The organism is Pseudomonas sp. IT-P253 (genome assembly GCF_949768125.1).
Taxonomy (GTDB): Bacteria; Pseudomonadota; Gammaproteobacteria; order Pseudomonadales; family Pseudomonadaceae; genus Aquipseudomonas.
The window spans coordinates 392,307-412,981 of the sequence record NZ_CATKPT010000011.1; the positions used below are offsets into that span (position 1 = coordinate 392,307).

General features: G+C 60.3%; 16 protein-coding genes. 12 read left to right on the forward strand and 4 right to left on the reverse strand.

Features of this window, described 5'->3' with window-relative positions; translation table 11 throughout:
- Nucleotides 1-141 precede the first annotated feature (141 nt).
- The 10 genes from ACM6IR_RS07655 (at nucleotide 142) to ACM6IR_RS07700 (ending at nucleotide 13,149) form a co-directional block, all read left to right on the forward strand.
- Nucleotides 142-1,023, forward strand: a complete 882-nt coding sequence (locus tag ACM6IR_RS07655; RefSeq protein ID WP_414907128.1) for an esterase/lipase family protein — start codon at nucleotides 142-144, stop codon at nucleotides 1,021-1,023.
- A gap of 107 nt (nucleotides 1,024-1,130) precedes the next feature.
- Entirely contained in the window at nucleotides 1,131-1,412 is a 282-nt protein-coding gene (locus ACM6IR_RS07660) for a peptidylprolyl isomerase (protein WP_414907129.1), read from the forward strand.
- Between the two features lie 135 nt (nucleotides 1,413-1,547).
- The gene (locus ACM6IR_RS07665; protein ID WP_414907130.1) at nucleotides 1,548-3,416 is read left to right on the forward strand and encodes an extracellular solute-binding protein; all 1,869 of its coding nucleotides are present in this window, start codon (nucleotides 1,548-1,550) and stop codon (nucleotides 3,414-3,416) included.
- Nucleotides 3,416-4,477, forward strand: coding sequence for a microcin C ABC transporter permease YejB (locus tag ACM6IR_RS07670; RefSeq protein WP_414907131.1), 1,062 nt, complete (start codon nucleotides 3,416-3,418; stop codon nucleotides 4,475-4,477). The genes ACM6IR_RS07665 and ACM6IR_RS07670 overlap by 1 nt, the downstream gene beginning before the upstream one ends.
- Entirely contained in the window at nucleotides 4,477-5,499 is a 1,023-nt protein-coding gene (locus tag ACM6IR_RS07675) for an ABC transporter permease (protein ID WP_414907132.1), read from the forward strand. Before ACM6IR_RS07670 ends, ACM6IR_RS07675 begins: the two co-directional genes overlap by 1 nt.
- 14 nt (nucleotides 5,500-5,513) lie before the next feature.
- Nucleotides 5,514-7,085 carry an ABC transporter ATP-binding protein gene (locus ACM6IR_RS07680; RefSeq protein ID WP_414907133.1) on the forward strand — a complete coding sequence of 524 codons (1,572 nt, stop codon included), beginning with the start codon at nucleotides 5,514-5,516 and terminating at the stop codon, nucleotides 7,083-7,085.
- A gap of 106 nt (nucleotides 7,086-7,191) precedes the next feature.
- The gene (locus ACM6IR_RS07685) at nucleotides 7,192-8,607 is read left to right on the forward strand and encodes a sigma-54 interaction domain-containing protein (RefSeq protein WP_414907134.1); all 1,416 of its coding nucleotides are present in this window, start codon (nucleotides 7,192-7,194) and stop codon (nucleotides 8,605-8,607) included.
- A 284-nt stretch (nucleotides 8,608-8,891) separates the two neighbouring features.
- Complete coding sequence (locus ACM6IR_RS07690; RefSeq protein ID WP_414907135.1) at nucleotides 8,892-10,283, forward strand: GntP family permease; 1,392 nt, start codon at nucleotides 8,892-8,894, stop codon at nucleotides 10,281-10,283.
- Between the two features lie 7 nt (nucleotides 10,284-10,290).
- Nucleotides 10,291-11,064: a 3-hydroxybutyrate dehydrogenase gene (gene hbdH / locus ACM6IR_RS07695; RefSeq protein WP_414907136.1), complete on the forward strand. Its 774-nt coding sequence runs from the start codon at nucleotides 10,291-10,293 to the stop codon at nucleotides 11,062-11,064.
- A 129-nt stretch (nucleotides 11,065-11,193) separates the two neighbouring features.
- Nucleotides 11,194-13,149, forward strand: a complete 1,956-nt coding sequence (locus tag ACM6IR_RS07700) for an acetoacetate--CoA ligase (protein ID WP_414907137.1) — start codon at nucleotides 11,194-11,196, stop codon at nucleotides 13,147-13,149.
- Between the two features lie 117 nt (nucleotides 13,150-13,266).
- Here ACM6IR_RS07700 and ACM6IR_RS07705 read toward each other — a convergent pair whose 3' ends face one another.
- Nucleotides 13,267-14,376, reverse strand: coding sequence for a PilT/PilU family type 4a pilus ATPase (locus ACM6IR_RS07705; protein WP_414907138.1), 1,110 nt, complete (start codon nucleotides 14,374-14,376; stop codon nucleotides 13,267-13,269).
- Nucleotides 14,377-14,491: 115 nt separating this feature from the next.
- On the opposite strand from ACM6IR_RS07705, the gene ACM6IR_RS07710 reads away from it, so the two are divergent.
- Nucleotides 14,492-17,029, forward strand: a complete 2,538-nt coding sequence (locus tag ACM6IR_RS07710; RefSeq protein ID WP_414907139.1) for a PAS domain S-box protein — start codon at nucleotides 14,492-14,494, stop codon at nucleotides 17,027-17,029.
- 55 nt (nucleotides 17,030-17,084) lie between these two features.
- Entirely contained in the window at nucleotides 17,085-17,360 is a 276-nt protein-coding gene (locus ACM6IR_RS07715) for a peptidylprolyl isomerase (RefSeq protein ID WP_007898282.1), read from the forward strand.
- A 111-nt stretch (nucleotides 17,361-17,471) separates the two neighbouring features.
- Here the strand turns inward: ACM6IR_RS07715 and ACM6IR_RS07720 are convergent, their stop codons facing one another.
- From ACM6IR_RS07720 to ACM6IR_RS07730, 3 genes are all read right to left on the reverse strand, one after another.
- Nucleotides 17,472-18,404: a sugar kinase gene (locus tag ACM6IR_RS07720; RefSeq protein ID WP_414907140.1), complete on the reverse strand. Its 933-nt coding sequence runs from the start codon at nucleotides 18,402-18,404 to the stop codon at nucleotides 17,472-17,474.
- Nucleotides 18,405-18,536: 132 nt separating this feature from the next.
- Nucleotides 18,537-19,754, reverse strand: a complete 1,218-nt coding sequence (locus ACM6IR_RS07725) for an amino acid deaminase (RefSeq protein ID WP_414907141.1) — start codon at nucleotides 19,752-19,754, stop codon at nucleotides 18,537-18,539.
- Nucleotides 19,755-19,795: 41 nt separating this feature from the next.
- Nucleotides 19,796-20,560: an IclR family transcriptional regulator gene (locus tag ACM6IR_RS07730; protein WP_414907142.1), complete on the reverse strand. Its 765-nt coding sequence runs from the start codon at nucleotides 20,558-20,560 to the stop codon at nucleotides 19,796-19,798.
- Nucleotides 20,561-20,675 lie beyond the last annotated feature (115 nt).

The following is a 20,675-nucleotide window of genomic DNA, read 5'->3' on the forward strand; positions in this document are numbered from 1 at the left end:
TCATCCTCATTCGAGATTTCGTACCTTTTCTATACCGTTTTCATCAGCTTACAGCGGCTTTTTCATACACCGCATACGCGCAGGAGTGCTTTAGAGTGAGCCGCAAGCACACCCATGAACTCCCGCGAAAAAGGTATGAACATGCAACGGAATGCAACCACTCACCATCCGATCCTCTTGGTCCACGGGCTTTTCGGCTTCGAGCGCATCGGCAAGTTCGAGCTGTTCCATGAGGTCAAACACGCCCTCAGAGGGGCTGGCGCCAGGGTGTTTGTCCCGCACCTGTCGGCTACCCATAGCAACGAAGCGCGCGGCGACCAATTGCTGATGCAGATCGAACGGGTGCTGGAAGGAACCGGCGCGAAAAAAGTCAACCTGATAGGTCACAGTCAAGGCGCACTCGCCGCACGTTATGCCGCGGCGGTTGCACCACACACCGTCGCCTCGGTGACGTCCGTCAGCGGGCCGAATCATGGTTCGGAATTGGCCGACTTCCTGCGCAAGGCCCTGACGCCCGGACGCCTGCCAGAACATATTGCTGAGACGGTTGCCAGCCTGTTTGCCGATTTTCTGTCGTTGCTCAGTGGCCATCGCCACCTGCCGCAGAACGCTGTCGCCGCGCTCAACGCGCTCACCACCGAAGGCGTGGGCGCGTTCAACGACAAGTATCCCCAAGGCTTGCCAAAAACCTGGGGCGGCAAGGGCAGCGAATGGGTCAACGGTGTTGGCTATTATTCCTGGAGCGGCATCCTGTCGAGGAACACCCTCGATGAAGGGCTCAACGCGCTCGATCCACTGCATGGGTTATCCCGGGCCTTTTCCCGGTATTTCACCACCGAAGCGGAGCAGAATGATGGCATGGTCGGCCGATTCAGCTCCCATCTGGGCAAAGTGATCCGTTCCGACTACCCGCTCGACCACCTGGACAGCATCGGCCAGGCCGTCGGTCGAGTTCGCACGGGCATCGACCCGATCGACTTGTATGTGCAGCATGCCGAGCGCCTGCGAATGGCCGGCTTATAAAGGAATGCCATACTGGCTGCGCCACCCGGACGGAATTTTGAGAAGAAATAGACCACTGAATCCGGTAGGCTCAGCACTTTACTGAACATTGAAAGGAGAATTTACCCATGGCTAAAGCCACTGCCCGTCACATCCTGGTTGCCTCAGAAGCCAAGTGCAACGAACTCAAAGCCCAGATCGAAGGCGGCGCTGATTTCGCCGAAGTTGCCAAAACCAATTCCACTTGCCCGTCCAGCCGCCAGGGCGGTGATCTGGGTTCGTTCGGTCCAGGCCAAATGGTCAAGGAATTCGACACCGTGGTCTTCAGCGCACCGATCAACGTGGTGCAAGGCCCGGTCAAGACCCAGTTCGGTTATCACCTGCTGGAAGTGACCAGCCGCCAGGACTGATCAACACCTGCGTATTGCGCATAACGGCCCGCCTTTTGGTGGGCCGTTGTGTTTGGGATACGTGATACGGCTGGCTAGGGACGCGCCGGTAGCGTACAAATTGCGATTATCGACCACCCGGCTCTAAGGCTGACAATGCGACTGGTTTTCCCCACTTTATTGTTCACTGCCGTGGCCCTGCTGTTGGGCGCCGCCGGTGTGAATGCTGAACCGCAACATGCGCTGACCGTGTACGGCGAACCGGCAAAGTATCCTGCTGGCTTCAGTCATTTTGCCTACACCAACCCGCACGCCCCCAAGGGCGGCACGATGCGTCGCTCGGCGATCGAAATCGGTCACTTCGACCACATCTTGCCCTACATCGACAAGGGCATCGGCGTTACGCAGGTCGACGGTCTTCTCTACTCGCCTCTGGCCCAGCGCTCGCTGGACGAGCCTTACACCGTGTATGGCCTGGTCGCGCAAAAAATGGAGCGCGCCGATGATGGCTTGTTCCTGCGCTTCTACCTCAACCCAAAAGCCCGTTTCGCCGACGGGACACCGATCACCGCCGAAGACGTGCGCTACACCTTTGACTTGCTGATGACCCAGGGCAGCCTGCGTTATCGCACCCAGTTCGCCGACGTCAAAGGCGTCGAAGTGGAATCACCGCTGGTTGTTCGGTTCGACTTCAAAAGCAACGAAAACCGCACCCTGCCACTGGACGTCGCGACCCTGCCGGTGTTTCCCGAGCACTGGTGGAAAACCCGCGACTTCGCCGGTGGTGGCGGGTACGAGCCGCCACTGGGAAGTGGCCCTTACACGATAAGCAAGGTCGACTCCGGGCGCAGCATCACTTTTGAGCGCAATCCCGACTGGTGGGGCAAGGATTTACCGGTCAGCCGTGGCCTCTATAATTTCGATCACTTCAGCATCGAGTACTTTGGCGATACCGATGTGGCGCGCCAGGTGCTGCGTGGCGGCGCCTACGACTACAACCGCGAATTCTCCGCCACCGGATACTCGATCGGTTATGACAGCCCGGCCCTGAGCGACGGTCGCCTGCAAAAGGCCCACCTGGCCACACAAGCGCCACAACCGAGCCAGGGCTTTGTGTTCAACCTGTTAAATCCGATTTTCCAGGATCGCCGAGTGCGCCAGGCGCTGGCCATGCTCTGGGATTTCGAGTGGAGCAACCGGCAGATGATGCGAAACATGTACATCCGCCAGCAGAGCTTCTTTTCCAACACTGACCTCGCCGCCCGACAATTGCCGGATGCGGGCGAACTGGCGATTCTTGAACCGTTGCGCGGGCAGATCCCCGATGAGGTGTTCACTCAAGTCTTCGAAGCGCCGAAGACCGATGGCAGCGGCCTGATTCGCGACAAGCAGTTACAAGCCCTGGACTTGCTCGAGCAGGCCGGCTGGAAACCCGATGGCGATCAACTGGTCAACGCCAAAGGCGAACCACTGAGCTTCACCTTTCTGGTCAGCCAGAACGGCATGGACCGATTGCTGCTGCCTTATAAGCGCACGTTGAAACAGATCGGCATCGACCTGAACATCCGCCGCATCGATTCCTCCCAGTACGTCAATCGCCTGATGAGCCGCGACTACGACATGATCGTCACCGGTTACCCGGTCACCACCTCGCCAGGCAGCGAACTGCTCAATTACTTCGGCTCCGCCTCGGCCACCGACCCCGGCGCCAATAACTACATGGCGCTGAAGAACCCGGCGGTGGACACTTTGATCACCGGCCTGATCCGCGCCACCACCCAGCCGGAAATGCTGCGCTATGCCCACGCGCTGGACCGGGTGCTGCAATGGAACTACTACTGGATTCCCAACTATTACCCGCCGGGCACCTCCACCGTGTGGTGGAATCGCTTCGGCATGCCCACCGAGCAGGCGAGCAATGACGAAGCCATCGAAAGCTGGTGGGAAGTGAGCACCACGCCGCTGACCAACCAACAGATGACCGCCGAGAAAATCAGTCGGGGCAAACCCGGAGGAGCACACTGATGTGGGCTTACATAGCGCGGCGCCTGCTGCTGATCATTCCAACGCTGGTGATCATTCTGCTGGTCAACTTCATCATCGTTCAGGCAGCACCGGGCGGTCCGGTGGAACAGGCCATCGCACACCTGCAAGGCATTGGCGGTGCCAGTGTCGGCGGTGGTTCCGGCGAAACCATGTCTGGCACTTCCCGGGCCAGTCGCGGCCTCGATCCGCAAATGATCAAGGACATAGAAAAACAATACGGCTTCGACAAACCCGCGCACGAACGCCTGTGGCTGATGCTCAGCAGTTACGCGCGCCTGGACTTCGGCAAGAGCTTCTTCCGTGGCGCCACGGTCACCGACCTGATCCTGGAAAAAATGCCGGTCACCATTTCCCTCGGGCTCTGGGCGACACTGATCACCTATCTGGTGTCGATTCCGCTGGGCATCCGCAAGGCCGTGCACCATGGCAGCCATTTCGACATCTGGAGCAGCACCGCGATCATCATCGGCTACGCCATGCCGGCGTTCCTGTTCGCGATGTTCCTGATCGTGGTCTTCGCCGGTGGCACCTCGCTGAACTGGTTCCCGGTCCGTGGACTGGTGTCGGACAACTTCGAATCGCTGTCGACCGTGGGCAAGATCGCCGATTACTTCTGGCACCTGGTGCTGCCGGTCACCGCGCTGGTGATCGGCGGTTTCGCGACCCTGACCATCCTGACCAAAAATTCCTTCCTCAATGAAATCACCCGCCAGTACGTGGTGACCGCGCGCGCCAAAGGCATGAGCGAGCGTCGCGTGCTGTACGGGCATGTGTTCCGCAACGCGATGTTGCTGGTGGTATCGGGGATTCCTCAAGCGTTCATCAGCGTGTTCTTTGCCGGTTCCTTGCTGATCGAAGTGATTTTCTCCCTCGATGGCCTGGGCCGCATGAGTTACGAAGCCGCGGTTTCACGCGACTATCCGGTGGTGTTTGGTTCGCTGTTCATCTTCACGCTGTTCGGTCTCTTGATAAAAATCGTCGGCGATCTGTGCTACACCCTGGTCGACCCGCGCATCGACTTCTCCGCGAGGAACGCCTGATGTTCAAGCTCTCGCCGTTAGGCCGTCGGCGTTTCGAACGTTTCAAGAAAAACCGCCGCGGCTGGTGGTCACTGTGGTTGTTTATCGGGTTGTTCCTGCTGAGCCTCGGTGGCGAATTGATCGCCAACGACAATCCGCTGATTGTCAGTTATCAGGGCTCGCTGTATTTCCCGGCCTTCAAGCGACACACCGAACAGGAGTTTGGCGGGAAACTGCCCTTCCAGGCCGACTACCGCAGCGATTATGTGCAGAAACTGATTCAAAAGGATGGCGGCTGGATGCTGTTCCCGCCGATTCCGTTCAGCGACGACACACCGAACTATGATCTGAATCAACCGGCACCGAGCCCGCCCTCCAACGTTAATTGGCTGGGGACGGACGACCAGGCTCGCGACGTGTTGGCCAGGGTGATTTTCGGTGCGCGGGTGTCGATCCTGTTCGCCTTGATGCTGACCTTTGTCAGCGCCCTGATCGGCATTGCGGCCGGCGCGCTGCAAGGCTATTACGGCGGCTGGATCGACCTGATCGGCCAGCGATTGCTGGAGGTGTGGTCCGGGCTGCCGGTGCTGTACCTGCTGATCATCCTCTCGGGGTTCGTCGAACCGAATTTCTGGTGGTTGCTGGGGATCATGGCGCTGTTTTCCTGGCTGGCCCTGGTCGACGTGGTGCGCGCCGAGTTCCTGCGCGGGCGCAACCTGGAGTACGTCAAAGCCGCCCGTGCGTTGGGCCTGAGCGACCGCAAAGTCATTGTGCGGCACATCCTGCCCAACGCGATGAACGCAACCTTGAGTTATCTGCCATTTATTCTGACCGGGGCGATTTCCACGCTCACGGCGCTGGATTTCCTCGGCTTCGGCATGCCGGCCGGCAGTGCCTCGCTGGGCGAACTGATCGGCCAGGGCAAGCAGAACCTGCAAGCACCGTGGCTGGGGCTGACAGCGTTTTTCACCTTGGCGCTGATTCTTTCCTTACTGGTGTTTATCGGGGAGGCGTTGCGTGATGCCTTTGACCCGAGGTCATGACGCGGACAGATGATATGAACAACCTGATCGAAATCCGTGACCTCAGCGTGGCCTTCAACGGTCAGACCGTGGTGCGCAACCTATGCCTGGACATCCGGCCCGGTGAATGCCTGGCGCTGGTCGGCGAGTCAGGCTCCGGCAAATCCGTAACGGCGCATTCGATCCTGCAGCTGCTGCCCGAAACCGGCACCGAGTCCACTGGCAGCATCCAATATCGCGGCAAGGAACTGCTTGGCGCGTCGTCCAGAGTCCTGCGAGAACTGCGCGGCAACCGGATTGCGATGATCTTTCAGGAGCCGATGACTTCGCTCAATCCGCTGCACAACATCGAAAAACAAATCGGTGAAACCTTGCTGTTGCACAAAGGCCTGACCGGCAAGGCCGCGCGCGCACGGATTCTCGAATTGCTGCATTTGGTGGGCATTCAAAAACCTGAAGAACGGCTCAAGGCGTACCCCCATCAACTGTCCGGTGGCCAACGACAACGGGTGATGATCGCCATGGCCCTGTCCTGTGAGCCGGAGTTGCTGATCGCCGATGAACCGACCACCGCCCTCGACGTGACGGTACAGCGCAAGATCCTGCTGCTGCTCAAATCCCTGCAACAGCGGCTCGGCATGTCCCTGCTGCTGATCAGCCACGACCTCAATCTGGTGCGCAGCATTGCCCAACGCGTGTGTGTGATGAAGGCGGGGGAGATCGTCGAACAGGCGCCCTGCGAGACGCTGTTCACCGAGCCCAAACACCCTTACAGCTGCTTGTTGCTGAACGCTGAGCCCGAAGGCGAAGCCCTGCCCCGCAACGAGCGCGAAAACGTTCTGGAAGTAGACAATCTGACGGTGCGATTCGCCCTGAGTGACGGATTGTTTCAGCGCAAGACGTACCTGAAAGCCGTGGACGGTATCAGCCTGAATGTTCAGCGTGGCAAGACGCTGGGCATTGTCGGCGAATCCGGTTCCGGCAAATCGACGCTGGGCCAGGCGATTCTGCGCCTGCTCGATTCAGAGGGCAGCATTCACTTCGAGGGGGAGGCGCTGGATAGCCTGACGCAAAAGCAGCTGCGGCCGTGGCGCAAAAGAATGCAGGTGGTGTTTCAGGACCCCTACGGCAGCCTCAGCCCGCGCATGTCGGTGGCGCAGATCATCAGCGAAGGCCTTGAAGTGCATAGCCAGCTGAGCGCTGAGGAATGCAAGGCCGAAGTGATTCGAGCCCTGGAAGAAGTCGGCCTCGACCCGCAAAGCCGGCATCGCTACCCGCACGAATTCTCCGGTGGGCAGCGCCAACGCATTGCCATTGCCCGGGCGCTGGTGCTTAAACCGGCGCTGATTCTGCTGGACGAGCCCACCTCGGCGCTGGATCGCACGGTGCAAAAGCAAGTGGTCGCCCTGCTCCGCCAGCTTCAGGAAAAACACGGCCTGACGTACCTGTTCATCAGTCACGACCTGGCCGTGGTCCGCGCCCTGGCCCACGACATGATCGTGATCAAGGATGGCAAAGTGGTGGAAAGCGGCGCCAGCCATGACGTGTTCGATTCGCCGCAGCACCCGTATACCAAAGAGTTGTTGGCAGCGGCGCATCCGCGGTAGGCACAAAACCGTGTCGTGGCCTTCGCGGGCAAGCCTCGCGCCTACAGACGAGGTGATCCGTAGCGAAGGGGCCGGCACCAGCAACACACAACCAGGATCTGCATCCATGAACACCACCGAAAGCCTCAAGGACTACCAGCGCGTGCGCCTGCTGGCAATCCGCTCGCTGTTCGAGATCATTGAGCAGTCCAGCGAAGGCACAGTGATTGTCGACCGCGACGCCAACATCGTCTGGATGAACGAGCGCTACGCCCGGCGTTTTGGTCTGGAATCAGCCGAAGTGGCCATCGGCAAGGCCTGCGAAAGCGTGATCCCCGGCAGCTTGCTGCGCGAGGTGGTGCGCACCGGCCGGCCAATTCTGCTCGACATGCAGGACACCTCAAATGAACCGCTGGTGGTCATGCGCCTGCCGATTCATGACGATGCTGGCGTGGTGATCGGTGCCATCGGTTTTGCGTTGTTCGACGAGTTGCGCAGCCTGTCGCCAATGCTCAAGCGCTACATGAGCATGCAGGAAGAGCTCGCTTCCACCCGATCGCTGCTGCGGGCACGGCAGACCAAGTACAACTTCGCCCATTTCATTGGCACCAGCGCCGCCAGCCTGGAAGTCAAACGCCGCGCCCGGCGCAGTGCCAGCGCCGAGTCTCCAGTGTTGCTGCTCGGTGAAACCGGCACCGGCAAGGAATTGCTGGCGCAGGCGATACACGGCGCTTCGCCACGGGCGCACAAAGCGTTTGTCAGCATCAACAGCGCGGCGATTCCCGAGTCGCTGCTGGAAGCGGAATTCTTCGGCACCGCCCCCGGGGCCTTTACCGGTGCCGATCGCAAAGGCCGGGCTGGCAAGTTGCAGATCGCCCAGGGCGGTACGCTGTTTCTCGATGAAATCGGCGACATGCCGTTACCGTTGCAAAGCAAGCTGCTGCGGGTGTTGCAGGAAAAGGAATTCGAGCCGGTGGGCTCCAACGAAGTCATTCAGAGTGATGTGCGGGTGATCGCGGCGACGTCCACTGACCTGGAAGCGGCGATCAAACGCGGCGAATTTCGCGCCGACTTGTATTACCGCTTGAATGTGCTGCCCATCAACGTGCCGCCGTTGCGTGATCGCCTCGATGACTTGCCGGCCCTGAGTGAAGCGATTCTTGAGGAACTGCGCAGCCAGCATGAACTGAACCGCGAAGCACTGGCATTGCTGGGGCAACATGCCTGGCCGGGCAATATTCGAGAATTGCGCAATGTGCTGGAACGTGCGGCGTTGCTCAGTGATGAATTGATGCTGAATGCAGCGGATATCCAGGCGGCCATTGGGACAATTACCCTGGTGGAGCGTGACGCACCGGTGGCCATCGATGTGGTTGCCCATGAAACCTTTAGCCAGGCTCGGGAGCGATTTGACCGCCAGTTAATTGAAACTACCCTTGTGCAATGCAAGGGGAAGGTGATCGACGCGGCGGCGCGGCTGGGGTTGGGGCGGTCAACGTTGTACAAGAAGATGGTGGCGTTGGGGATTGTCGAGTCTCTGTAGTGAGACATAAATCTCCATACATAGACAGATCATCGCGAGCAGGCTCGCTCCCACATTTGACCGAGTTACTTGGTAGAACCCGATCAAATGTGGGAGCGAGCTTGCTCGCGATGAGGCCGGTATCAACAACATAAGTCTCAAATTCAAGACATCGATCCTCAAATCCACTCAAACATTGCAATATATTCTTAGTTTTCAATAACTTGAACGCATGGCACGAAACTCGCTAAGGCCCTCCACCGCAACGTTCCACCCTAAAAAAATAACAATCCAGGAGACACACCATGAGTGTGATCATTGCCTTGGCAGCCCTCGCGCTGCTGATGCTCGCGGCCTACCGTGGCTACAGCGTTATTCTCTTCGCCCCGATTGCCGCCCTAGGCGCTGTCCTTCTCACCGACCCGTCCGCCGTCGCCCCAGCCTTCACCGGGGTGTTCATGGAGAAGATGGTCGGCTTCATCAAATTGTATTTCCCGGTGTTCCTGCTCGGTGCCGTGTTCGGCAAGCTGATCGAACTGTCGGGTTTCTCGCGCTCCATCGTCGCGGCGGCGATTGGCCTGCTGGGCACTCGCCAGGCCATGCTGGTGATCGTGCTGGTCTGCGCGCTGCTCACTTACGGCGGCGTGTCGTTGTTTGTGGTGGTGTTTGCGGTCTACCCGTTTGCCGCTGAAATGTTCCGTCAGAGCAACATACCCAAACGCCTGATCCCGGCGACCATTGCCCTCGGCGCGTTCTCCTTCACCATGGACGCCCTGCCCGGCACACCGCAGATTCAGAACATCATCCCCAGCACCTTCTTCAACACCACCGCCTGGGCTGCACCGTGGCTGGGTGTGATTGGCGCGATTTTCGTGTTCTGCGCCGGCATGCTGTTTCTGCAACGCCAACGCAACAAGGCCCTGCGCTCGGGTGAAGGCTACGGCAGCGAGTTGCGCAATGAGCCGGAAACCGCGGCCGACATCAAGCTGCCGAACCCCTGGATCGCGCTGTCGCCGCTACTGGCGGTCGGCATCATGAACCTGTTGTTCACCCAGTGGATTCCCCAGTGGTACGGCAAGACCCACACCCTTGCACTGCCGGGCATGGCCGCGCCGGTGACCACCGAAATCGCCAAACTGACGGCCATTTGGGCGGTTCAGGCGGCCTTGCTGGTCGGTATCATCATGGTACTGGTGTTCGGCTTCCAGGCGATTCGCAGCAAACTGGCCGAAGGCAGTAAAAGTGCGGTCAGTGGCGCGCTGCTCGCGGCGATGAACACCGCCTCGGAATACGGTTTCGGTGCGGTGATCGCCTCCTTGCCGGGTTTCCTGGTGCTGGCCGACTGGCTCAAAAGCATCCCCAACCCGCTGGTCAACGAAGCGATTACCGTCACCTTGCTGGCCGGCATCACCGGTTCCGCGTCGGGCGGCATGAGCATTGCGCTGGCGGCGATGTCCGAGAGTTTTATCAGCGCGGCCCACGCCGCCAATATTCCGCTGGAAGTGCTGCACCGGGTCGCCGCCATGGCCAGTGGTGGCATGGACACCCTGCCGCACAACGGCGCGGTGATCACGTTGCTGGCGGTCACCGGCCTGACCCACCGTGAGGCCTATAAAGACATTTTCTGTATTACGATCATCAAGACCCTGGCGGTCTTCGTAGTGATCGGCACTTTCTACGCCACTGGCATTGTGTGAGGTATTCATGACGACTCTATCGGGCAAGACTGCACTGGTTACCGGTTCCACCAGCGGCATTGGCCTGGGCATCGCCCTCAGCCTGGCCAAGGCTGGCGCTAACGTGGTCCTCAACGGTTTCGGCGATGCCGGCGCAGTCATCGCGCAGGTCCAGCAGTTTGGCGGCAGGGTGGGTCATCACCCGGCCGACGTCAGCAACCCGGTGCAGATCGCCGAGATGATTGCTTACGCCGAACGTGAGTTCGGCGGCATCGACATTCTGGTCAATAACGCCGGCATCCAGCACGTTGCTTCAGTGGAGGATTTTCCCGTAGAGCGCTGGGACTCGATCATCGCGATCAACTTGTCGTCGGTGTTTCACAGCACCCGCCTCTGCCTGCCGCGCATGCGTGCGAAGAATTGGGGCCGGATCATCAATATCGCCTCGGTGCATGGCCAGGTGGGGTCGGTGGGTAAGGCTGCCTATGTAGCGGCCAAGCATGGGGTGATAGGTTTGACCAAGGTTGTGGCGCTGGAAACGGCCACCACCCACGTCACCTGCAATGCGATCTGCCCGGGCTGGGTGCTGACCCCGCTGGTGCAAAAGCAGATCGATGACCGCGCCGCGAGCGGAATCGACCCGCAGCAGGCGCAGCATGATTTGCTGGCCGAGAAGCAGCCTTCGCTGGAGTTCGTGACGCCGCCGCAATTGGGCGAGCTGGTGCTGTTTTTGTGCAGTGAGGCCGGTAGCCAGGTGCGTGGCGCGGCGTGGAATATTGATGGTGGGTGGTTGGCGCAGTAGCACGCCACCAGACCGCGTTATCGTTCTTCGCGGGCAAGCCACGCTCCCACAGGTTTGTGGTTAACGCCGAAACCTGTGGGAGCGTGGCTTGCCCGCGAATGGATCTGCAGATACAAGAAGAGGCAAGCCATGTCCGACATTCTCTGGCAACCCAGCGCCGAGCGCATCGGCAAGACCCGCATGGAGGCCTTTCGGCGCTTCATCAATCAGCGGCACCACCTCCACGTCGACGACTACCCGGCCCTGCATCAATGGTCCATCGATCAGCGGATTGCATTCTGGCAGGCCATCGTCGATTTCTTTGACATTCGCTTTCACGATCAACCGGACGCTGTGCTGGTGGAAGGCGAGAAAATGCCCAGCGCCCAATGGTTTCCCGGCGCCACCCTGAACTTCGCCGAACATTTGCTGCGCCGCCGTGACGATGCCGTGGCGGTGGTGGCAGTTGGCGAGAACGGCCAGCGCGAACAGTTGACCTGGGGCGAACTGGCGGAGCATGTCGCCGGTTTTCAGAACAGCTTGATCGCCGCTGGCGTCGTCGTCGGCGACCGCGTGGCCGCGTGCATGCCGAACACCTGGCAAACACTCGTGGCCATGCTCGCCACCACCAGCCTGGGCGCGATCTGGTCTTGTTCTTCGCCGGATTTCGGCACTCAAGGCGTGATCGACCGCTTCGGCCAGATTGAGCCGAAGGTGCTGATCACCTGCGCCGGCTACCGCTACGCCGGCAAAGAAATTGACCAGAGTGCCAAGGTCAATGAAATCCTCGAACGATTGCCCTCATTAGTGCAGTTGATCGTCGTGCCTTATGCGCGGCCCCAGGCGCGTATCGAAGACTTCCACACCGAAGCCGAAGTGGCGCTGTGGGAAGACTTCTACAGCCCGGGCGGCGAGCCGGATTTCGTTGCCGTCCCCTTCGCGCATCCGCTGTACATCCTCTATTCCAGCGGCACCACTGGCGTGCCGAAATGCATCATTCACAGCACCGGCGGCGTGCTGCTGCAACACGTCAAGGAACACGGGCTGCACTGTGATCTCGGAGCCGGCGACCGATTGTTCTACTACACCACGTGCGGCTGGATGATGTGGAACTGGCTGGTGTCGGCCCTGGCCGTGAACAGCGCCGTGGTGCTGTACGACGGTTCGCCGTTCCATCCCGATCCGGAGCGCCTGATCGACTTGATCGACGACGAACGCATCAGCGTGTTCGGCACCAGCCCCAAGTACCTGGCAACCCTGGAAAGCAACGGCGTGAACCCGCGGCAAAGCCATGCGCTGAGCAGCCTGAAAACGCTGCTCTGCACCGGCTCCGCGCTGTCGCCGCAGAGCTACGACTACGTCTACCGCGACTTCAAGACCAACCTGTGCCTGGCCTCGATGTCCGGCGGTACCGATATCGTTTCCTGCTTTGTGAACGGCAATCCGCTGCAACCGGTACGCCGTGGCGAGATACAAGGCAAAAGCCTGGGCATGGCGATCGAAGTCTGGAACGACGACGGTCAACCGGTCATCGGTGAGAAAGGCGAACTGGTCTGCACCCGGCACTTTCCGGCGATGCCCGTCGGCTTGTGGAACGACCCCACCGGAGAAAAACTGCGCGCCTCCTATTTCACGCAGTTCCCCGGTGTCTGGGCCCAGGGCGATTACGCCGAGCAATTGCCTCATGGCGGGATGATGATCCACGGACGCTCGGACGCCGTGCTCAACCCCGGCGGCGTACGAATCGGCACAGCGGAAATCTACCGTCAGGTCGAGAAAGTCCCGCAGGTCATCGACAGCGTCGCCATCGGTCAGCACTGGCAGGATGACGTGCGGGTGGTGCTGTTCGTGCGCTTGCGCGACGGTGTGGCACTGGACGCGGCGCTGGAGCAGCAGATTCGTCAGGTCATTCGTGCCAACACCACGCCTCGGCACGTGCCGGCTAAGATTGTCGCGGTGACGGACATTCCCCGGACAATCAGCGGCAAGGTGGTCGAGCTGGCGGTGAGGAACGTGGTGCATGGCCAACCGGTGAAAAACACCGATGCATTGGCCAACCCCGAAGCGCTGGAGCAATTCCGCAATCGCCCCGAGCTCAATGATTGACGCCGTAAATCTCCTGTGGGAGCGAGCCTGCTCGCGAAGGCGGTGAGTCAGGCAACATCATTATTGACTGACACAACGCCTTCGCGAGCAGGCTCGCTCCCACAGTTTTGGGTTGTGTCAGTCCATCAGGCCCCATTCGCCTGGAGGGGAATGGACGCCCGGTGATGCTTCGATGTGCAATTTGAGCCGCAACCTCAAATTGTTCACCGAGTCCGCATGCTTCAACGCTTCTTCCTCGGTGATCGAACCTTCGACGACCAGCGTATAAAGCGCACAGTCAAATGTCTGCATCCCCAGTTCCGCAGACTTTTCCATGATCCCCTTGAGCTCGTCGAACCCGTTGCGCCGGATCAGATCGCCGATGGTCGGTGTCCCCAGCATCACTTCAACCGCTGCCCGGCGCTGACCATCGCGGGTGCGCACCAATCGCTGGGAAACGAATGCTTTGAGGTTGTTGCCCAAGTCATGCAGCAGTTGCGACCGGCGCTCTTCAGGGAAGAAATTGATAATCCGGTCCAGCGCCTGATGGGCGTTATGAGCATGCAGGGTGGAAATCACCAGATGGCCGGTATCGGCAAACGCCAGCGCGTGCTCCATGGTCTCGCGGTCGCGGATTTCACCGATCAGCACCACGTCCGGTGCCTGGCGCAGGGTGTTTTTCAAGGCCGCATGAAAACTGCGGGTATCGACGCCGACTTCCCGCTGGTTGATGATCGACTTCTTGTGGCGGTGGATGTACTCGACCGGGTCCTCGATGGTGATGATATGGCCACTGCTGTGGCGGTTACGGTAATCGATCAACGCCGCCAGCGAGGTAGACTTGCCCGAATCGGTGGTGCCGACAAACAGCATCAGGCCTTGTTTGAGCATGATCGTGTCGAGCAGCACCAGCGGCAACTTGAGGTCTTCGAAACGCGGAATGTCGAGTTTGATGTTGCGCGCCACGATCGATACATCATTGCGCTGCTTGAAGATATTGACCCGGAAGCGCCCGATCCCTGGCAGCGAGATGGCCAGGTTCATTTCCAGCTCCCGGTCGAGCTCCAGGCGCTGTTCGGCGTCCATGATGGACGCAGCAATGGCCGCAATTTCCCCCGGATTGAACGGCGGGTCCGCCAACGATTTAAGGACACCGTCGAACCGCGCGCTGGGTGGCGCGCCGGTGGACAGGTAGAGATCGGAGCCATTCTGGCTGGCCAACAGTTTCAACAGTGCATCGATTTCCATGGCAAAAAGCACCCGCGAAGCATTCAATGAAAAAAGACCCGACGCGGGTCATCCAGCATCTACTACCCGCCAAGGATAGTAGATGCCGCTACACCGACTTAGGCAGGACATTTAGATGAGCGCAACACCGATCGGCAGCGATGCCCAGGCCTTGATTGCCAGACTGGACTGGACATGCACGCCCCTGGGCGCTGCCAGTACCTGGCCGCAGAGCCTGCGAACCGCCGTGGACATCGTGATTCATTCGCCGATGCCGATGCTGTTGCTGTGGGGGCCAGCGCTCACGCAAATCTACAACGACGGCTTCGCCCTCCTCGCCGGCAGCAAGCATCCGCACGCTTTCGGACAACCGACACACCAGATCTGGCCAGAACTCAAAGACTTTACCGACCCGATTTACAGCGCCGTCCTACAAGGCCAGGTGCGAACTTACAGCGAACAGCGCTTTACCTTGCAGCGCGACGGTCGTGATTCCGACTTCTGGCTGGACCTGACTTACAGCCCGATCCGCGATGAAAGCGCCGAGGTCGCCGGAATTCTGGTCACGGCGATTGAAACCAACGAGCGCCGACGTATTGCCCTCGAACTTGAACAGCGCTCGGCGGCCAGCCTCAAGGCCCAGCACGAAACCGAGGAGCGACTGCAACTCGCTCTCGCCGCCACCGATGCCGTCGGCACCTGGGACTGGGACATTGGCGAAGACCGCTTCATTGCCGACGCCCGCTTCGCCCAGTTGCACGGGATCGACCCGCTGCTCGCCAGCCAGCTGCCCATCAGCGCCTACCTCCAGGCCGTGCACCCGGAAGACCGCGCCATGGTCGCCCGCGGCATCAAGCACTCGATCGCCCATGGCAGCGAATACGCTGAAGAATATCGCCTGCTGCAGCCCGACGGCGAACTGCGCTGGGTGTTTGCCCGGGGTCGTTGCTACAAGGACCACCATGGCCGGCCGATCCGGTTTCTTGGTGCCGCGCTTGACCTGACCGAGCGCAAAAACACCGAGCAAGCCCTGCGCCAGAGCCAGACCGAGCTGCAGCTGATCATCAACGCCATGCCAATCCTGATCAGCTACGTGGACCGCGAGGAACGCTTTCGCCTGAACAATTCCGCGTACCTGGACTGGTATGGCCTGACGCCCCAGGAGCTTTATGGGCGCACCATTCTTGAAGTGCTGGGCGAGGAAGCCTATGCCTTGCGCGCCGAACACATCGCCGAGGCGCTGGCCGGCAAGGCTTGCTCTTTCAGCGTCAGCACCCCGCACCGCGATGGCAGCACCCGCCAGGCACTGATGAACTTCCTGCCGCGCCACGGCCCGGATGGGGCGGTGAATGGTTTCTACATCTTTGTGATCGATGAAACCGAGCGCAAACAGACTGAAGAAGCCCTGCGCAATCTCAATGAAACCCTGGAGGAACGGGTCGCCGCCCGAACCCGGCAGTTGGCCGAAGCCAACGAAAAACTGCAAAACGAGATGTTCGAACGCGAGCGCGCCGAAGAGGCCTTGCGGCATGCACAGAAAATGGAAGCGGTCGGACAGCTCACCGGGGGCATCGCCCATGACTTCAACAACATGCTCACTGGAATCATCGGCAGCCTTGATTTGATGCAGCGCTACATCGCCGACGGGCGTGCCGCCGAGATTGGCCGTTTCGCCGAAGCCGCCGTGTCCTCGGCCAATCGCGCCGCCGCGTTGACCCACCGCCTGCTGGCGTTCTCCCGGCGTCAGTCGCTGGATCGAAAACCGCTGAACGTCAATAAGCTGATCCATTCACTGGAAGATTTGCTCAGCCGCACCAAGGGCGAACATATCGAACTCAAACTGCAACTGGCCGATGAAGTCTGGCCAGTCAGCACCGACGTCAGCCAACTGGAAAACGCACTGCTCAACCTGGTGATCAACGCGCGGGACGCTATGCCCGATGGCGGCGAGTTGCTGATCGAAACCGCCAATATGTACCTCGACAGCAGTGACATTTCCACGCTGGAACCGGTCAAGGCCGGGGATTACCTGATGATTGCCGTCAGCGACAACGGCTCCGGCATGACGCCGTCGGTGCTGTCCAAGGCGTTCGACCCGTTTTTCACCACCAAACCCATCGGCCAGGGCACCGGCCTCGGGTTGTCAATGATTTACGGGTTCGCCCAGCAATCGGGTGGCCACGTAAGCCTGTTCAGCCTGCCCGGCCAGGGCACCAGCGTTCGTTTGTACCTGCCAAGGCTGTACGCCGTGGAGCCGGAAAATATCCTGATTCCGGTCACTGGTGAACCGCCGGCAGCGATTGCCGGTGAAACGGTGGTGTTGGTGGAAGACGATCCGGCAGTGCGCATGCTGGTGCTCGACTTGCTCAATGAGCTGGGTTATCACGCCCATGAAGCCGAAGACGCGAAGACCGCCCTGCCCCTGCTGGAGTCTGATCTACGGGTCGATCTGTTGGTGACCGATGTCGGGCTACCGGGGATGAACGGTCGACAACTGGCGGAAATCGCTCGTCAGCACCGCCCCGAACTCAAAGTGCTGTTCATGACCGGTTACGCGGAGAAAGCCACCGAACGCCAGGGTTTCCTCGAGGAAGGCATGGACATGGTGGCTAAACCCTTTTCCATCGACCTGTTGGCCAACAAGATTCGCACGATGATCGGCCAACCGGACTGAGTTAAGGCATAATCGCGCGCCCCGCTGTCACCACCGTTGCAAGGTATCTGCCCCAATGAAAGCTCAAGCCCGCCATATTCTGGTGAAAACCTCGGAAGAAGCCGAGCAGCTCAAACAACGCATCGCCAAGGGCGAAGCGTTCGATGTACTGGCCAAGAAATACTCGACCTGCCCGTCCGGCAAGCGCGGCGGCGACCTGGGTGAAGTACGGCCAGGTCAGATGGTGGGGGTGATTGACGCGGTCATTTTCAAAAAGCCGCTACGGGTCGTGCATGGGCCGATCAAGAGCAAGTTCGGGTATCACCTGGTGCAGGTGTTTTACCGGGATTGATGGGGTTGGCTTTTGGGCCCCATCGCGAGCAAGCTCGCTCCCACATTTAGATGCGGTCAACTGTGGGAGCTTGCTCGCGAACCGATGGTGCAGCCAGCGGCCATTCACCGCTTATCTCGGGATCAGCGCCCCCGGCACCTGAATCACTCGACTCGCCAGCCAATGCCCAGCCTGCGCCGCCTCGACCGGGCTGCCCCCTTTCAGGCGGCTGGCCAAATACGCGGCACTGAATGAATCCCCCGCCGCCGTGGTGTCTACCACCCGTTCGACCACCTGCGCCGGCACTTCAAACGACTCGCCATCACAGCGAATCAAACACGCCTCTGCGCCGCGCTTGAGCACCACTTCAGGCGTGCCAATCTGCTCGTAAGCGGCAAATATTGCGTCGCAATCGGAGAAATGGAACAACGCCTGTTCGTCATCGACAGTCAGTAACGCCAGGTCGACGTAAGGCAGAACACTGCGATAAGCCGCTCGAGCCTCTTCGATCGAGGCCCACAAACGCGGCCGGTAATTGTTGTCGAACACGATCCGCGCATCCCGTTGCCGGGCTTCGATCAAGGTTTCCAGCAACTTTTCCCGCCCCTGTACACCGAGCACGGCCAAGGTGATACCGCTGAAATACAGCACGTCGTAATCCGGCAGTGCTTGCAGGATCGGAGCGGCAGCCGGGGTGGTGAAGCAATCACGGACGGCGGCTTCATTGCGCCAGTAAAGAAAACGCCGCTCGCCGGCGGCGTCGGTCTGGATGCAATACAAACCGGGCAATCGGCCGGGTAAACGCTGAACCATGCCCAGCCCGATGTTTTCATCGGCCCAGCTCTGGCACATGGCATCACTGAAACTGTCATCGCCCAGGGCGGTGACGTAATCCACCGTGCCGCCCGCGCCCAGCTCCCGGGACAGGTAGACCGCCGTGTTCAGGGTATCGCCACCGAAGCTCTGTTGCAGACTGCCGTCGGCGCGTCGCTGCAACTCGATCATGCATTCGCCGATCAGGGCGATGCGCGGAGTGTTCGGGCCGAGTGTGCTGATGGTGTTCATGGTGTGGGGGTCTCTGGGGTTTCTTTGTTGTCTCGCAGGTCGCCTTCGCGGGCAAGCCTCGCTCCTACGGGGACGGTGCCCGCTCTTGTAGGAGCGAGGCTTGCCCGCGAAAGCCGCACCTCGGTCTCAAACCTAAAAACAGGTTTCCATGGTTTCGATGACATTCAGCTGTTCATCCACCAGACACCCCGTCCGCCACTTGTCGAACGTCAGGCACGGGTGCGAAGTACCGAATGAAATGATATCGCCAACTCGCAATTCAACCCCTGGCGCCACCGTCATGAACGCATGCTGGTCCATTACCGCCGTGACTGTGCAGGCGCTGACGTCATCGCCCTTCGCCGGCACCACACCGGCCTTGTAACGCAGCAGCGGCACCGGCAAACCGGCGTCGTAGGCCACGTCGCGTTTACCCAGGGCGATCACTGCAAACCCTGGCTCCGGCAATGACTGCACATGGGCCCAGACTTCCAGCGCCGGGCGCAAACCTTCGTGCAGGCCGCTGCGACGGTCGAGCACACAGCATTGCGCTTCTTTGTAGATGCCATGGTCGTGCGCCACATAACTGCCGGGGCGCAGCACGCTGAGGAAACGCCCGCCGGCGTTCTGTGCTTCGAAGGATTCGGCGATCAGGTCATACCAGGCCGAGCCCGAGGCGGTAATGATCGGCTTGGGAATGGCGAAGGCGCCGCTGTCCTGCAACTGCACGGCCAGGCGCACCAATGACGCGGCGAATTCGCGGATGCCCGTGACCGCATGATCACCGTGGATCACGCCTTCATAGCCTTCGATGCCGGTCAGCGCCAACGCAGGTTGGGCGGCGATGGCCTTGGCCAGTGCGACCACTTCTTCTTCAGTCCGGCAACCGCAACGACCGCCGACCACGCCATACTCGATCATCACGTTCAGCCGCACGCCGCGAGAAGCGAAATACGCCCCCAGGTCAGCGACGTTGTCCGGGTGATCGACCATGCAATGGAAGTCGAACGTCGGGTCTGCCAGCAGATCGGCGATCAGCGCCATGTTTGGCGTACCGACCAATTGGTTGGCCATCAGCACCCGACGCACGCCATGGGCATACGCCGCACGGGTTTGCGTGGCGCTGGCCAGGGTGATGCCCCATGCCCCGGCGTCGAGCTGGCGGCGAAACAGCGCAGGCGTCATGCTGGTTTTGCCGTGGGGCGCGAGTTCGGCACCGCTGTTGCTGACAAAGGCCTGCATCCAGCGAATGTTGTGTTCCAGGGCTTCGCGGTGCAGCACCAGCGCCGGCAGGCTGACATCGCGTACCAGGTTGGCGCCGGTCTGGGCAAAGCCCTTCTCCACGGCAGCAGTATTTAGGGCAGAAGACATGGTCGAACTCCTCACATTTTCGCGGTCGCGAGCGGCCGCTGTTATTCGTTGATGCGACGGGCCAGGCTGTTGGCGTTGTCGATCAGCACCCGACGGTAGTCGTTGTAATGGGTCTTGGCATCGTCCCGTGGGGCGACAATGCACAGGGTCGCAATGGCCACGCCGTGCGGGTCTTTGACCGGGGCGGCGAAGCAATGGGTAAAGGTGTCGGCGACGCTATCGAAAGAGAAGAACCCATCGATACCGGCCTGACGAATTTCCTTGAGGAACTGATCCACCGGCAAGCGTTGGCCGCCGGGCAGGATGAAGTCGTCATGGTCGATCAGTTCGACGATTTCCTGGTCGCTCAGGTGCGCCAGCAGCAGGCGCCCGGAAGCGGTCCAGGGGATGGGTGCGTTCTCGCCGATGTCCGAAGAAATGCGGAAATGCCGTTCACCCTCTTTCATCAGCGCCACGGTGTATTTGCGCCCGTTGAGCAGGCACATCTGCGCGGTTTCATGGGTCTGGCTGACGATATCCTGCAAGGCGAGATCGGCCTCGCGAGTCAGGTCGAAATGGCGTAGATGCGCCTGCCCGAGGAAGTACAGCTGACGGCCAAGGTAGACGTGACCGTCCTTGCCCACGGCCTCCAGAATCCGCCGCTCCAGCAAGGACGCCACCAGTTCGTAGACTGTGGATTTCGGGCTGCCGATACCGCTGGCGATTTCATTCGGGCGCAGCGGCTGGCCGATCTCCTTGAGGAAATCGAGGATATCGAACGCCCGGTCCAGACCGCGGGCCCGGCGCTTGATGGTGTCTTCGGTCATGTCAGTGCTTCCCATAAAATTCGTCGGGAGTTTAACCAGAGTGCTGCGGTGACTGTTAGGCCGCCTTCGCGGGCAAGCCTCGCTCCTACAGACGATGATTCCCTGTAGGAGCGAG